The organism is Marilutibacter chinensis (assembly GCF_021725675.1).
GTDB classification, from domain to species: Bacteria; Pseudomonadota; Gammaproteobacteria; order Xanthomonadales; family Xanthomonadaceae; genus Marilutibacter; species Marilutibacter chinensis.
Map to the genome: position 1 here is coordinate 1 of NZ_JAKJPO010000014.1, position 12,663 is coordinate 12,663.

Genomic DNA, 12,663 nt, shown 5'->3' on the forward strand with positions numbered 1-12,663 from the left:
CGGGTGGTGGGCGGGGGGGGGGGGGGGGGGGGGTGGGGGGGGGGGGGGGGGGGGGGGGGCCCCCCCCCCCCCCCCCCCCCCCGCCCGCGTGCAGTCGTTGTTCGAGACCGACCTCCCCTATCTCGTCGGTGCGGCCCCTGCGCCGACCTTCGAGTTCTGACGACAAGTTTGGAAAACAAGGACCCCGCATGATCCGCCGCCCCCTCGCCCTCGCCCTCGCCTTCGTGCTGGCGCCCTCGCTGGCCTCGGCCGAAGATCTGATGCAGACCTACGAGCTGGCCCGTGCCGGCGACCCGCAGTTCTCCGCCGCCGAATCCAATCGCCTCGCGACCCGCGAAGGTGCGGTGCAGGCGCGTGCGGCGATGCTGCCGCAGCTCGACGGAACGGCCACGCTGAGCCGCTCCAGGAGCGAGGGTCCGTCGACTCAGACCCAGATCAATCCCGCCAACGGTCAACTTACTTCGATCAGCGGCAACTCCGATAGCGAAACTACATCGCGTCGCTACGGCGTCGACCTGACCCAGATGATCTACGACCACTCGCGGATCACCACGCTCAGGAGCCAGAAGGCGCTGAGCGTGGCCAGCGACTATCAGCTCGAAGCTGCCGGCGACGACCTGATCACCCGCACCTCGGCCGCCTATTTCAACGTGCTGGTGCAGCTGGAGACCCTGGCTGCCGCGCAGGCCGCCGAGGACGCGGCGAAGAAGCAGTTCGACTACGCCTCCAAGCGGCTCGAGGTCGGCCTGGCGCCGATCACCGACGTGCACGAGGCCCAGGCCCAGTACGAGAGTGCCCGCGCGAGCACGATCCTGACCCGCAACGCGGTCGAGGATGCCTACCAGGCACTGGCCGAGATCACCGGCCAGCCGGTGCGCAACCTGAAGGCGCTGCCGGCCGACTTCCAGCCGGCGCTGCCGAACTCGCTGGGTGTCGAGGAATGGGTGCAGACGGCGATCGACAACAATCCGGCCCTGCAGGCCAAGGAGTACCAGCTCGAGTCCGCCGAGGCCAACGTCAACACCGCCCGCTCCGGTCACTATCCGCGCCTGTACCTCAACGGCAGTTACGTCGACAGCGCGACATGGGGCGACAATACCTTTACCAGCGGCTTCGGCTCGGTCACCAATCCGGTCGAGAACGAAAGCCGTGGCCCGCAGTTCGGCATCACCCTGAGCGTGCCGATCTTCGCCGGCGGCGCGACCCAGTCCGGCGTGCGCCAGGCGCTGGCCCAGCGCGACGTCGTCCAGGACGAGCTGGTCCAGCAGCGCCGGGCCCTGGAACGCAACGCCCGCAATGCGTATCAGACGCTGGTCGCAGGCATCAGCGAAGTCGAAGCGCGCCGCCTGGCCCTGGTCGCGGCGCAGAGCGCCTACGACGCATCGAACGTCGGCCTGGAAGTCGGTACCCGCACCGTGCTCGACGTGCTGCAGAACCAGCGCAACCTGTTCACCGCCCAGCAGAACTATGCGCAGGCGCGCTACAACTACCTGCAGAACCGCCTGCTGCTGGAACAGGCCGCCGGCACCCTCGAGATCGAGGACCTGCAGGACATCAACCGCCTGCTGACCGTCGACGCCGAGTCGCAGGTCGATCTCTGATACCGGATCGGGCGTCCGCCAGCGGGCGCTCCGATACATGCGACCTACCAAGGGCCGGCACTGCCGGCCCTTGGTATTCATGCTCGTCACATGCGTCTTGCCGGTGCGGCACCGTCAGCCTGGCGGTGGCGTCCGGCTTCGTGGCGATGCTGCCGTCGGTACGGGCGGCAAAACCGGTTCGATCAGTACCATCGTCGCCGCCAGCGCGCCGCGACCGGAGTCCACCAGTTCCAGTCCTGATTCGACCATCCGCGCGCGCTCGTCGGGACTGTCGAGCAGATCGCCGAGCGCACGGCCGATCCCATCGGCGTCGTAGCCGATCTTCAACGCCCCGGCCTCGGTGAACAGCCGCCGGATCTCGGCGAAGTTGTGCAGGTGCGGCCCGGTCACGATCGCGGTGCCCGCGGCGGCCGGTTCCAGCAGGTTATGGCCGCCAACCGGTTGCAGGCTGCCGCCGACAAAGGCGATGTCGGCACAGGCGTAGAACCGGATCAGTTCGCCGAGCGTGTCGACCACGAACACGTCGTCGTCGGCACCGGGCCACCCCGCGCGCGAGCGGGTCGCAACCTGCATGCCGGCCATCCGCGCCAGCTCGGCGACCACCCTGAACCGTTCCGGATGCCGCGGCGCCCAGATCAGCAGCAGGCCCGGGTGCCGCTCGCGCAGGCGGCGGTGCATCGCCAGCACGGCCGCTTCTTCGTCTTCGTGGGTGCTCGCGGCGATCCAGGCAGGCCGTCCGCCAAGGCGGGCGCGGCATTCGGCGGCGAACGAACCGATGTCGTCGGGCAGCGGCACGTCGAACTTGAGGTTACCGGTCCTGATGACCTGATCCGCACGAGCGCCCAACCTGATGAAGCGGTCGGCGTCCGCCTGCGACTGTGCGGCGACACGGGAAACCGTGCGCAGGGCACGGGAAACCAGTGGTGCGAGCACCCGGTAGCCGCGCAGCGAACGCTCCGACAGGCGCGCATTGAGTATGTAGGTCGGGATGTCGCGGTCGCGAGAGCCGAACAGCAGGTTCGGCCACAGTTCGGTTTCCATGATCAGCGCGACGCCGGGCCTGAAGTGGGCCAGGAAGCGTCCGACCGCGCCAGGCAGATCGTAGGGCAGATAGACGTGCTCGACCTCGCCTCCCCACAGGGCGTTGACGCGATCCGAGCCGGTAGGGGTGATCGTGGTGATCAGCAGGCGCAGGTCCGGACGCGCGCGGCGCAGGGCATTGACCACCGGTGCGGCGGCATTGACCTCGCCGACCGAGACAGCATGCAGCCATACCGTGCGCCGACCGAGTTCCGCACCGGCCGGCGGATCGTGGTAGACCGCATAGCGTTCGTGCCACCGCAGCAGATAGGCCTGGTGGCGGAAGCCGCGCCAGATCAGGTGATAGAGGGTGACCGGCACCAGCAGGTAGAGGACGGCCGAGTACAGGCCGCGCAGCAGGCGCTCGATCATGTTTCCGGAGGCCGCCATCAACGTCCCGACGTCTCGCATCGCGCGCTTGCGGCGGCGTCCGGTCGGCCGCGATGCCGCGTCGCCGGCGCCGGCACGTCCGCGGCCGGTGGACGGGCGCCGTGGCGGATGGCCACACGGATGCGGCGCGATCTGCCGGATGGCGGTTGGCTGGCACTGGACATCGGGAAAGGATAGCGAAGGCGCAGGCGATACGCGCGGCAGCGGTCGTCGCGGTGTGCGGTCGCGGCGATATTCGAAGGACGCTTCGGGCCTTGCCTTAGAATCCGCGGATGCGCGATGACAGCCCGCTCCCCCGGCCACCCGTCGGTCCCCGTCATTGGCCGATGTGGCTCGGCCTCGCGGCGATGGTGCTCGCTGCACGGCTTCCCTGGCCGCTGCAGCGCGCGCTCGGGCGCGGTCTCGGCGCCCTCGCGTTCCGTCTGGCCGGCAGCCGCCGCCGTGCCGCCGCGACCAATCTCGCGCTGTGCTTCCCGCAGATGCCGGAGGACGAGCGAGCAGTGCTGCTGCGCGACGGCTTCCGCGACCTCGGCATCGGCTTCCTCGAGTTCGTCCGCGCATGGTGGGGCGACGCCACCGCGATGCGCAGGACCGTGCGCATCGAGGGCGTCGAGCGGGTCGAGGCGATCCGCGCGCAGGGGCGCGGCGTGCTGCTGGTGTCCGGCCACTTCATGACCCTGGAGATGTGCGGCCGGCTGATGTGCGACAGGCTGCCGCTGGCCGGCATGTACCGCCGCCACCGCAGCCCGGTTTTCGAATGGGCGGTGCGGCGCGGGCGCCAGCGCTACGCGGTGGCGATGTTCGCCAACGAGGAGGTGCGCCCCGCGATCCGCCATCTCAAGCAGGGCGGGATCCTGTGGTACGCGCCGGACCAGGACATGCGCGGCAAGGACACCGTGTTCGCCCCCTTCTTCGGCGTGCCGGCGGCGACGATCACCGCCACCCACCAGTTCGCACGCCTGTCGGGCTGCGCGGTGGTGCCGTTCTTCCATCGTCGCGAGGGCGCCGACTACGTGCTTCGCCTGGGCGAGCCGCTGGCCGACTTCCCGTCGAAGGACGCTACCGCCGACACCGCACGCGTCAATGCCGCAATCGAGGCGATGGTACGCGAGGCGCCGAGCCAGTACCTGTGGATCCACCGCCGTTTCAAGCGGCGCCCGGAAGGAATGAAGGCGCCGTACGGCCGGTGATCGCCAAGCGCTAGCGTCAAGGCAGGTCCAGCACCTGCCATCGGCCTGCCCGGCATTCAACCGGAACGGCGCCCAGGCGTTCTATTACGGGAATGCCGGCCCAGAACTGTTCGCCGCAACCGGTGCGGTGAATGCCCGACTTCGACTCGAACTCGGACATGAAACTGCCCCACAAGCCATTTGCCTCTGTTCCGGGGCGGCAGTGGTGTTCTCTTGCCACTGCATGCTGATAGACCACTGGGTCGGGGCCATGCAATGTCATCACGACCAGCATTCGTCCATCCCTTTCCAGTACCTTCTGGAAGGAAACCTCGGTCCTTGTGGCAAGCTCGGCCTGCATGTGCGCATCCGGCGATCCCTGTTGCCTGCGGCATTCATCCAGCCACCATGGGCCTGCCCCGAGACGGGTCAGACGGACATCGCAGTCCTCCGCACCTGCGGCCTCCATGAAGTCCTCGACTGTTTCCCTTGCACTCCCCTCGGAGCATTCTTCGGCATGACCATGGGTGCTGGGCAGCAAGAAAGCGGCAATCAAGGCGAACAGAAGCACCGTCATTGCGCGAAGGCGTGCCCGTGCTGGAACCGCGGACACCTTACGGTTCCTCCCGCGCCAGCAGGCTCCCCGCATACAGTGCAGCCAGCAGCAGCGTGAGTCCGCCCCAGAACGTCGAGTAGAACGCGAGGTGGGTATTGAACGGGAATACCGTCACCGCCAGCGCGAGCATCGCCGGACGCGCGTTGTCGCGCGCCCCGCCATCGGCGAATCGCCACGCGCGCCAGGCCAGCGCGGCGCCGGCAAGCCACAACAGCAAACCGAAGCCGCCGGTTTCGCTGAGTACTTCCAGCACCAGCTGGTGGGCGTGGAATGCCGGTCCCTCTCCCCATGCCGCGGGCTCGCCTGGGGAGGGGTCGCAGGCTGGAAACGCCTCGCGGAAGCCGCGTGCACCGACGCCGTTGAATGGATGCTCGCGCGCCATGCAGACGGCCGCCCCCCAGATCCGGGCGCGTCCCGACAGTGCGGTATCGACCCCGAGCCTGTCTCCGGTCAGCGCATGCATCGTGCGCTGCACGCGCTGGCCGACCTGCGGCGAGACGAAGCTCAGCGCCAGCAGCAGTACCGCACCGAATGCGAATACGCCCAGCAGCTTCTTCCAGCCCAGCAGGCGCCAGCCCGAGAACAGCAGCACCAGTCCGTAGGTGATCCACGACGCGCGCGAGCCGGCCAGCACGATCACCACGCCGATCGCCGCCGACGCCAGCAACCAGCCGGCGCTGCCGAAACGGCGGCCAGCGGCGTACAACGCGAACGGCGACAGGCTGGCCAGCACCAGGCCAAGCTTGAGATTGCATGGGCCGAGGACGCCGCTGAGCCGGTCGGCCCCCGCCACCTCCTCGGGCGTGCACATGCCGCGACCGCTGATCGCCTGCTTGAGCCCGTCGATGCCGGCGAACAGCGGGCTGGTCCCGGTCGCCGCCTGTATCAGCGCGTCGACCGTCCAGATGCCGACGATCACCGCCAGTCCGCCGAAGGTCGTGCGGCGTCCGCGCCGGCCGGCCACCGCCGACGCCGCCAGCCACAGGAACGGCAGGTAGCGCAGGTCGCCCGCGGCCTCCTTCAGCGCGCGTCCGACATCGACCGCATCGAAGGCCGATACGAGCTCCGGCAGCCAGTAGGCGAAGAACAGCACGCTGGTCAGCGCCCAGGCGTGATGGCTGAGCAGTTGCACGCCGCCGCGGAAGCGGGACGAGACCAGCTTGAACAGCGCGGCCAGCGCGCCCAGCGCCAGCACCGCCTCGGCATAGCCCGGCGCGGGCCACAACGCGACGTAGGCGAGGATCCACGCTGGCGCCCAGCGCCAGCCCGCCGTGGCATCGCGGCCGGTCGCGGGATCGGGGGCGAAGTCGGATTCAGTCGAGGAGTTCGTCATAGACGGCTAGCGTGGCGTCCTGCATCGCGCGCAAGGTGTAGCGCGACATCGTACCGGCTGCCGCCTGCGGCTGCGCGAGCAGTGTGCGGGCGCGTTGCTGCAGCATTCCGGCATCGAATGGCGGAACCGCACCAGCCGGCTGCAGTTCCGCCAGCAGCTCACCGACCCCGCCATGCGCCCAGCCCAACACCGGCCGACCACTGGACAGCGCCTCGACCACGGTGCGGCCGAACGCCTCCGGCTTGCGCGACAACTGCAGCACCAGGTCGCTCGCGGCATAGGCGCGCGCGATCGCGTCGGTCGGCGGGGTGAATGCGACCGCGTCGGCCACACCGAGCCGCATCGCCTCCGCTTCCAGTTCGGCGATGTATGCCTCGCGGCCGCGTTCGCGCGCGCCCGGCAACCACAGGCGGACATCTCCACCCTCCCCGCGCAACGCGGCCAGCAGCGCCAGCGCATCGGCATGGCCCTTCAGGCGGGTGCCACGGCCGGGCAGCAGCAGCAACGGGCCGTCTCCGCCGAGCGCCGGATGCAGCATGGCGGCCCAGGCGCGTGCGGCCGGATCCGGATGCGGTGCAGGGGGAAATGCCGACGGATCGATCCCGCGCGGGATCACCCGCAGCTTCGCCGCGTCGGTGGCCGGGTAATGCCGCAGGACATAGTCGCGCACGGTCGTGGACACGCAGATGACGCGTTCGCCACGGGTCATCACCGCGCTGTAGCGAGACGGCGAGTTGAGGCCGTGCACCGTGGTGACCAGAGGCGGTCGCGCAGATGCCGGCAAGCCGCGCAGGGCCAGCACCGCCAGCCACGCCGGCAGGCGGGAGCGCGCATGCACCAGATCGACCCGCCCGGCTTCGATCAGCCTGCACAGCGCGCGCGCGCGCAGCAGGGTGATCGGCGATTTGCGGCCAATCTCGAGTTCGATGTGTTCGGCGCCCAGCGCCTGCAGGCGCGGTACCAGCCGGCCACCGGCGGACACCACCAGGGCACGGTGTCCGGCACGGACCAGCGCCTCGGCGATCTCCAGGGTGGAGCGCTCGACTCCGCCCGAATCGAGGGCGGGCAGCAGCTGCATCACGGTCCGGCGGGGCGCAGACTCCATGCCGTCATTTTGCACGGCGATCGCCCTGGCCAGGTCGGTCATTGCATGGCCGGCCGGCGGCCCGCTGCGGGCTGACGGCGCGCACGCCGACGGCCCTGCGGCAGGTCAGCCTTCGAGCACGAAGTGGGCGCCGCAATACGGGCACTGCACCTCGCCTTCGGCCTCGATCGGCAGATAGACGCGAGGGTGCGAGTTCCACAGCGCCATCGACGGCGTCGGGCAGCTCAGCGGAAGGTCGGCGCGCGTGACGGTGTAGCGCTGCTCGGCATTGGCCTGGGTGGTGTGGGTGCTGGCGGCTGCGGTCATGGGGCGCGGGAAGGTCGATCGCGGAGCTGCGATTCTAGCAGCCGCAACCGGACACCGACGCGGTCGGCCACTGCGGCGGCACGGCCATCGCGGGTCGGGCAGCCGCGCATCAGCCTGGGCGTCAGCCTCCCAGGCGCGGCGCGAGCCGCGACCAGGCCATCACGGGAAAGCTTCGTCGCGGCTCGCACCGCGCCTACGGCTGCTGCGGCACGGCTTCAGCCCGGCAGGTCGAACAGCAACGCCAGGGCCTCGTCGTCGGCCCGGACATGCAGCGTGCCGGCTTCGTCGCTGAATCCGAGGGCGTCTCCGGCCTCCAGGTCCCGCTCGCCGACCCGGGCGCGGCCGTGGGCGAGATGCAGCCAATAGCGGCGTGCCGGATCCAGGACATGGTCTGCGACATCGCCGTCGCCCAGCCTGGCTTCCAGCACGCGCGCATCCTGGCGCACCGCGACGCTGCCGTCGGCGCCATCCGGCGACGCCAGCAGGGTCCAGCCGCCACCGGGCACCGGTCCTGCGGCCGCCCGCTGGGCATAGCCCGGTGCCGCATTGACCCGGTCCGGCTGCAGCCATATCTGCAGGAAGTGCACCGGCTCGGTCTGCGAGGCGTTGAACTCGCTGTGCTCGACACCGTGGCCGGCGCCCATCCACTGCAGTTCGCCGGTCTGGATCACCCCGCCGCCACCGCTGCTGTCCTTGTGCGCGAGCGCACCGTCGAGCACGTAGCTGAGGATCTCCATGTTGGCGTGGCCATGGGTCGGGAAGCCGGCACCCGGCGCGACACGATCCTCGTTGATCACCCGCAGCACGCCGAAGCCCATCCAGGCCGGATCGTAGTAATGGCCGAACGAGAACGTGTGGCGGCTGTCGAGCCAGCCGGCCTGGACATGGCCGCGATCCTGGGACCTGCGTTCGATGATCATGGGGGCGATGAAGGGCCGAGGGCTTGAAAGACGGGGGCTGAGGGTTCGGGAGCCGCAACCGGGACCCCGAATCCGGGATCCCGGGAATTCTGCCTTATTCCGCCTTCGGCACCATCGCCTCGACGGTGATCCGGATCTCGACCTCGTCGCTGACGTTGGGCGCGTACTTGCCGACGCCGAATTCGCTGCGCTTGATCACGGTCGTGGCGTCGAAGCCCGCCGCCTCGCGTTTGCCGAGCGGATGCACGCCGAGCTTGTTGATGGTGGTGTCGAGCAGCACCTGCCTGGTCACGCCGTGAACGGTCAGGTCGCCCCAGATGCGCAGCTTGCTGTCGCCGGCAGCTTCGACCTTGGTGCTCTTGAAGGTGATCTCCGGGAACTGTGCGGCGTCGAAGAAGTCGGCGCTGAGCAGGTGATCGTTGAAATCGGGCACGTGCGACTCCAGCCCGCTCAGCGGAATGGTGACCTGGACCGAGGACTGGCCGACGTTGTCGGCATCGTAGACGATCGCGCCATCGACATCGCCGAAATGCGCGACCGGATGCGAGAAGCCGAAGTGGCTCCAGGATGCGATCACATCGGTATGGTTCGGGTCGATGTCGTAGGTGACGGGGGCGGCGAAGGCGGCGGCGCTGGCGGCCGACAGCGCGGCGGCGAGGACGATCTGCTTGAACATGAGGGGCTCCATGGGTCGGTTGGGGCGAAAGAACGGTAGCGGGAACGGCTTCATCGGAACGTATGCGCGGTACTTCGCCTGAGCCGGCGACGAGCGTGACGGGGCACGGCGACCGGTCGCGCGTCCGCGCTCAGAGGATCTGCGCGACCTCGTCGAACGACAGTCGCGGCGAACGCGGGAACAGCTTGCCGGGATCGCCGTGGCCGAGGTTGATCAGGAAATTGGACCTGATCGCGGTGCCGGCGAAGAACGCCGCGTCGACCTTGGCATTGTCGAAGCCCGACATCGGGCCGCAGTCCAGCCCCAGCGCGCGCGCCGCCAGCAGCACGTAGGCACCCTGCAGGCTGCCGTTGCGGAACGCGGCGACGTGACGGTTCTCGCGCGGGCCCTCGAACCAGCTCTTGGCGTCGGTATGCGGAAACAGGTACGGCAGCTTGTCGTGAAAGTCTTCGTCGAACGCGACGATCGCGGTCACCGGCGCGGCCATGGTCTTGGCGTAGTTGCCTTCGTCCAGGGCCGGACCGAGCTTGGCCTTGGCTTCCTTGGACTTCACGAACACCAGCCGCAGCGGGCTCATGTTGGCGCTGGTGGGGCCCCACTTGGCCAGTTCGTACAGCTGGCGCAGGGTCTCGTCGCTGACCTCGCCGCCCAGCTCGTTGTGGGTGCGGGCGGTGCGGAACAACTGGTCGAGGGCGGCGTCGGGCAGGGTCCTGGACATCTAGGGTCTCCGTAGGGCGGTGGGTCGATGCGGGTCCGGACGGGCGCCGGGCCGGCGATTCGCCGGTATCCGTTGGCGCGCATGCCGGCAGCCTGCCCGTTCGGGCCATGGGGCGCGGACGTTACAGGCGTCCGCGGCAGGCAGGGCAAGTGTAGAGTCTCGGAAATCAGCCCACCGTCTTCACGCCCGGAACGTATTAGCACCAACCGTGCAACAAAGCGACCGCCAAACATCGAAAAGCTCCACCACGTGGACGCTCAGCGATGGCCACGCCGGCAATGTCCGCCAGGCCACCGCGCTCACGGCCGCGCTCGGCCTGGCCGCGCGCGACTGGACGCTGACCGCGCGCGCGCCGTGGCGCTGGTGGGCACCACGGCGCCTGCCCGGCAGCCGCAGTGCGTTCGGCCCGGACTTCGCCCGCGCACTGGCACTCGGCGACGCGGTCCTGCCCGGACTGGCGATCGGCTGCGGCAGGCAGGCCGCGCTGGCGACCCGGTTGCTGCGCCGGCACGGGGTCGCCGCGGTGCAGATCCTCGCCCCCCGGATCGCGACCCGCCACTGGGATCTGGTGATCGCGCCCGAACACGACGGTTTGCTCGGCCGCAACGTGATCAACCTGCTCGGCAGCCTGCATCCGGTCGACGATCTGTGGCTGGCGGCGGCACGGCGCGACTTTCCTGCGTTCGGTGAACTGCCCGGGCCGCGCACGGCGGTGCTGGTCGGCGGATCGAGCGCGCACGCCGACTTCGACCACGCGGTCTTCGAAACCCTGTTCGACCGCGTCGTCGAACGTGTCCGGAACGAGGGCGGCAGCGTGCTGGCGACCGCTTCGCGACGCACGCCACCGGCTGCGGCGGCACGGATGCGCGAACGGCTGGGCCGGCTGCCCGGCATCGTCTGGACCTCCGACACCGCCGGCGATCGAAGCAACCCCTATCCGGGCCTGCTCGGCTGGGCCGACCGCATCGTATGCACCGCCGACTCGGTCAACATGCTGTCGGAAGCCTGCGCGACCGGGGCGCCCGTATTCGCAGCCGGCATCGAGCGCGTCGGCGGGCGCCCGCGCCGCTTCGTCGACAGTCTGCTCGGCCGCGGCCGGCTGCGGCCGCTCGACGCGGCGATGGCGGCGTTCCCGGTGCAGCCATTGCGCGAGACCGCGCGGGTGGCCGCCGAGGTCGCGGCACGACTGGGGCTGTAGGGTTCCGGCGTCGGCTCAGCGCCGCGCATCGGTCGCCATCCGCAGCGCCAGCGCGCCGAGCACTCCGCCCATCAGCCAGCGCTGCCACTGCACCCAGAGAGGACGGCCGGCAAGGAAGGCGGCGATCGTCCCGGCCATCAGCACCAGCAGCGCATTGACCGCGACGCTGATCGCGATCTGGGTGAAGCCCAGGGCCAACGACTGTGCGAGCACGCTGCCGCGCCCGGGTTCGATGAACTGCGGCAGCAGCGACAGGTACAGCACCGCGGCCTTCGGATTCAGCAGGTTGGTGAACAGCCCCATCAGGAACAGCCGGCGTGGGCTGTCGTGGCGCAGCCGGCGCGACTGCGCGTCGACCGTGGCGAACGGCGAACTGCCACCCGGCCTCACCGCCTGCCAGGCCAGGTACAGCAGATACAGCGCGCCGGCGATGCGCAACGCGTCGTAGGCGTACGGCACCGCCATCACCAGCGCGGTGATGCCCAGCGCCGCGCAGACCATGTAGAACACGAAACCCAGCGCGACCCCGCCCAGCGAGATCATCCCCGCCGCCGGGCCCTGGCTGATCGAGCGCGACAGCAGGTAGAGCATGTTCGGCCCGGGCGTGAGCACCATGCCCAGTGCGATCAGCGAGAAGGCCAGCAGATGGGGAAAATCGGGCACGGCGCACCTCCAGGGGCAAACGGATCGGGCGGGGTCCGGGCGCGCGGTGTACATGCGATGCAATCCCCGCTCCGCGATGGTGTCGCCTCCCACGTCGCCGGTCACGTGGACGCGACGATTGTATGGACGCCGGCGGAGTCGCGACAACGACAACGACCACGGCTCACGACCAGGCGGGTTCAGCCGTCCGCCGCGACGGCCCGCCTCAGGGCCGCGCGCGCCAGCAACCGCGTCGAATCCAGTGTCGGCAGCGGCGAGTTCGCATCCGACAGGATCAGCGGGATCTCGGTGCAGCCGAGCACCACCGCGTCGCACCCCCGGGCCTGCATCCGCGCGATGGCCTGCTGGAACCATGCCACCGATCCCGGCAGGAACACGCCGCGGACCAGCTCGTCCATGATGATCCGCCCCATCTCCGCGCGTTCCTCCGGCTCCGGCCGCAGCCACTCCAGGCCATGTGCGGCGAGCGCAGCCGGATAGACCTCGCTGTCGAGCAGCCAGTGGGTTCCGGTCAGGGCCAGCCGGCGGAAGCCGCGGCCGGCCGCTTCGGCGGCGACCGCCTCGGCGATGTGCAGCCACGGCCGCGGCAGCCGTGCACGGACGTGCGGCAGCGCGGCGTGGATGGTGTTGTCCGGACAGATCAGGAAGTCGGCCCCGATCCGCGCCAGCTTCCGGGCCGATTCCAGCATCAGCTCGCCGACACCGGCGGTGTCGCCGTTGTCGAGGCGGTCGACATAGTCGGCCAGCGACAGCGAATGCAGGGATATCTCCGGATGCGCGTGCGCGCCGAGCAGCGCCGGGGCTTCCTCGCAAAGAGTGCGGTAACAAAGCGCGGCGCCTTCCGCCGAGCAGGCGACGATACCGATGTGCCGGATCATGGGAGGGTTG

Annotated in this window: 13 protein-coding genes; 3 read left to right on the plus strand and 10 right to left on the minus strand. The window is 69.8% G+C overall.

Going from position 1 to position 12,663, the window contains the following annotated elements; genetic code table 11:
* Positions 1–188 precede the first annotated feature (188 nt).
* Positions 189–1,601 carry a TolC family outer membrane protein gene (locus L3V18_RS15880; RefSeq protein ID WP_237056192.1) on the plus strand — a complete coding sequence of 471 codons (1,413 nt, stop codon included), beginning with the start codon at positions 189–191 and terminating at the stop codon, positions 1,599–1,601.
* A 114-nt stretch (positions 1,602–1,715) separates the two neighbouring features.
* Here the strand turns inward: L3V18_RS15880 and waaA are convergent, their stop codons facing one another.
* On the minus strand, positions 1,716–3,092 hold the full coding sequence (gene waaA / locus L3V18_RS15885; protein ID WP_237056193.1) for a lipid IV(A) 3-deoxy-D-manno-octulosonic acid transferase: 1,377 nt from the start codon (positions 3,090–3,092) through the stop codon (positions 1,716–1,718).
* A gap of 251 nt (positions 3,093–3,343) precedes the next feature.
* Between waaA and lpxL the strand changes: the two genes are divergently transcribed.
* Positions 3,344–4,261 (plus strand): LpxL/LpxP family Kdo(2)-lipid IV(A) lauroyl/palmitoleoyl acyltransferase, encoded by a 918-nt coding sequence (gene lpxL, locus L3V18_RS15890; RefSeq protein ID WP_237056195.1) that lies wholly within the window; start codon positions 3,344–3,346, stop codon positions 4,259–4,261.
* 16 nt (positions 4,262–4,277) lie between these two features.
* On the opposite strand, the gene L3V18_RS15895 is transcribed toward lpxL, so the two are convergent.
* The 7 genes from L3V18_RS15895 to L3V18_RS15925 all read right to left on the minus strand — a co-directional run bounded on the left by L3V18_RS15895 (position 4,278) and on the right by L3V18_RS15925 (position 9,914).
* The gene (locus tag L3V18_RS15895; RefSeq protein WP_237056197.1) at positions 4,278–4,817 is read right to left on the minus strand and encodes a hypothetical protein; all 540 of its coding nucleotides are present in this window, start codon (positions 4,815–4,817) and stop codon (positions 4,278–4,280) included.
* Between the two features lie 37 nt (positions 4,818–4,854).
* Entirely contained in the window at positions 4,855–6,189 is a 1,335-nt protein-coding gene (locus L3V18_RS15900) for an O-antigen ligase family protein (protein ID WP_237056199.1), read from the minus strand.
* A complete protein-coding gene (locus L3V18_RS15905; RefSeq protein WP_237056201.1) occupies positions 6,170–7,294 on the minus strand; it encodes a glycosyltransferase in 1,125 nt (374 codons plus the stop codon). Before L3V18_RS15905 ends, L3V18_RS15900 begins: the two co-directional genes overlap by 20 nt.
* A 105-nt stretch (positions 7,295–7,399) precedes the next feature.
* Positions 7,400–7,600 carry a zinc-finger domain-containing protein gene (locus L3V18_RS15910; protein ID WP_111267499.1) on the minus strand — a complete coding sequence of 67 codons (201 nt, stop codon included), beginning with the start codon at positions 7,598–7,600 and terminating at the stop codon, positions 7,400–7,402.
* Positions 7,601–7,815: 215 nt separating this feature from the next.
* Complete coding sequence (locus tag L3V18_RS15915) at positions 7,816–8,520, minus strand: pirin family protein (protein WP_237056203.1); 705 nt, start codon at positions 8,518–8,520, stop codon at positions 7,816–7,818.
* A 94-nt stretch (positions 8,521–8,614) separates the two neighbouring features.
* Positions 8,615–9,196: a YceI family protein gene (locus tag L3V18_RS15920; protein WP_237056205.1), complete on the minus strand. Its 582-nt coding sequence runs from the start codon at positions 9,194–9,196 to the stop codon at positions 8,615–8,617.
* A gap of 130 nt (positions 9,197–9,326) precedes the next feature.
* Positions 9,327–9,914 carry a malonic semialdehyde reductase gene (locus tag L3V18_RS15925; RefSeq protein WP_237056207.1) on the minus strand — a complete coding sequence of 196 codons (588 nt, stop codon included), beginning with the start codon at positions 9,912–9,914 and terminating at the stop codon, positions 9,327–9,329.
* 208 nt (positions 9,915–10,122) lie between these two features.
* On the opposite strand from L3V18_RS15925, the gene L3V18_RS15930 reads away from it, so the two are divergent.
* Positions 10,123–11,112, plus strand: a complete 990-nt coding sequence (locus tag L3V18_RS15930) for a mitochondrial fission ELM1 family protein (RefSeq protein WP_237056209.1) — start codon at positions 10,123–10,125, stop codon at positions 11,110–11,112.
* A gap of 15 nt (positions 11,113–11,127) precedes the next feature.
* Here L3V18_RS15930 and L3V18_RS15935 read toward each other — a convergent pair whose 3' ends face one another.
* The gene (locus L3V18_RS15935; RefSeq protein ID WP_343226350.1) at positions 11,128–11,775 is read right to left on the minus strand and encodes a LysE family translocator; all 648 of its coding nucleotides are present in this window, start codon (positions 11,773–11,775) and stop codon (positions 11,128–11,130) included.
* Positions 11,776–11,954: 179 nt separating this feature from the next.
* Complete coding sequence (locus L3V18_RS15940; RefSeq protein WP_237056211.1) at positions 11,955–12,653, minus strand: aspartate/glutamate racemase family protein; 699 nt, start codon at positions 12,651–12,653, stop codon at positions 11,955–11,957.
* Positions 12,654–12,663: the final 10 nt, after the last annotated feature.

Excerpts from the sequence above, each read along its gene's own strand:
- L3V18_RS15925 (WP_237056207.1), bottom strand. The coding sequence starts at position 9,914 with ATGTCCAGGACCCTGCCCGACGCCGCCCTCGACCAGTTGTTCCGCACC.
- L3V18_RS15940 (WP_237056211.1), bottom strand. The coding sequence starts at position 12,653 with ATGATCCGGCACATCGGTATCGTCGCCTGCTCGGCGGAAGGCGCCGCG.
- L3V18_RS15900 (WP_237056199.1), bottom strand. The coding sequence starts at position 6,189 with ATGACGAACTCCTCGACTGAATCCGACTTCGCCCCCGATCCCGCGACC.
- L3V18_RS15915 (WP_237056203.1), bottom strand. The coding sequence starts at position 8,520 with ATGATCATCGAACGCAGGTCCCAGGATCGCGGCCATGTCCAGGCCGGC.
- L3V18_RS15920 (WP_237056205.1), bottom strand. The coding sequence starts at position 9,196 with ATGTTCAAGCAGATCGTCCTCGCCGCCGCGCTGTCGGCCGCCAGCGCC.
- L3V18_RS15895 (WP_237056197.1), bottom strand. The coding sequence starts at position 4,817 with ATGACGGTGCTTCTGTTCGCCTTGATTGCCGCTTTCTTGCTGCCCAGC.
- L3V18_RS15880 (WP_237056192.1), top strand. The coding sequence starts at position 189 with ATGATCCGCCGCCCCCTCGCCCTCGCCCTCGCCTTCGTGCTGGCGCCC.
- waaA (WP_237056193.1), bottom strand. The coding sequence starts at position 3,092 with ATGCGAGACGTCGGGACGTTGATGGCGGCCTCCGGAAACATGATCGAG.
- lpxL (WP_237056195.1), top strand. The coding sequence starts at position 3,344 with ATGCGCGATGACAGCCCGCTCCCCCGGCCACCCGTCGGTCCCCGTCAT.
- L3V18_RS15905 (WP_237056201.1), bottom strand. The coding sequence starts at position 7,294 with ATGGAGTCTGCGCCCCGCCGGACCGTGATGCAGCTGCTGCCCGCCCTC.
- L3V18_RS15910 (WP_111267499.1), bottom strand. The coding sequence starts at position 7,600 with ATGACCGCAGCCGCCAGCACCCACACCACCCAGGCCAATGCCGAGCAG.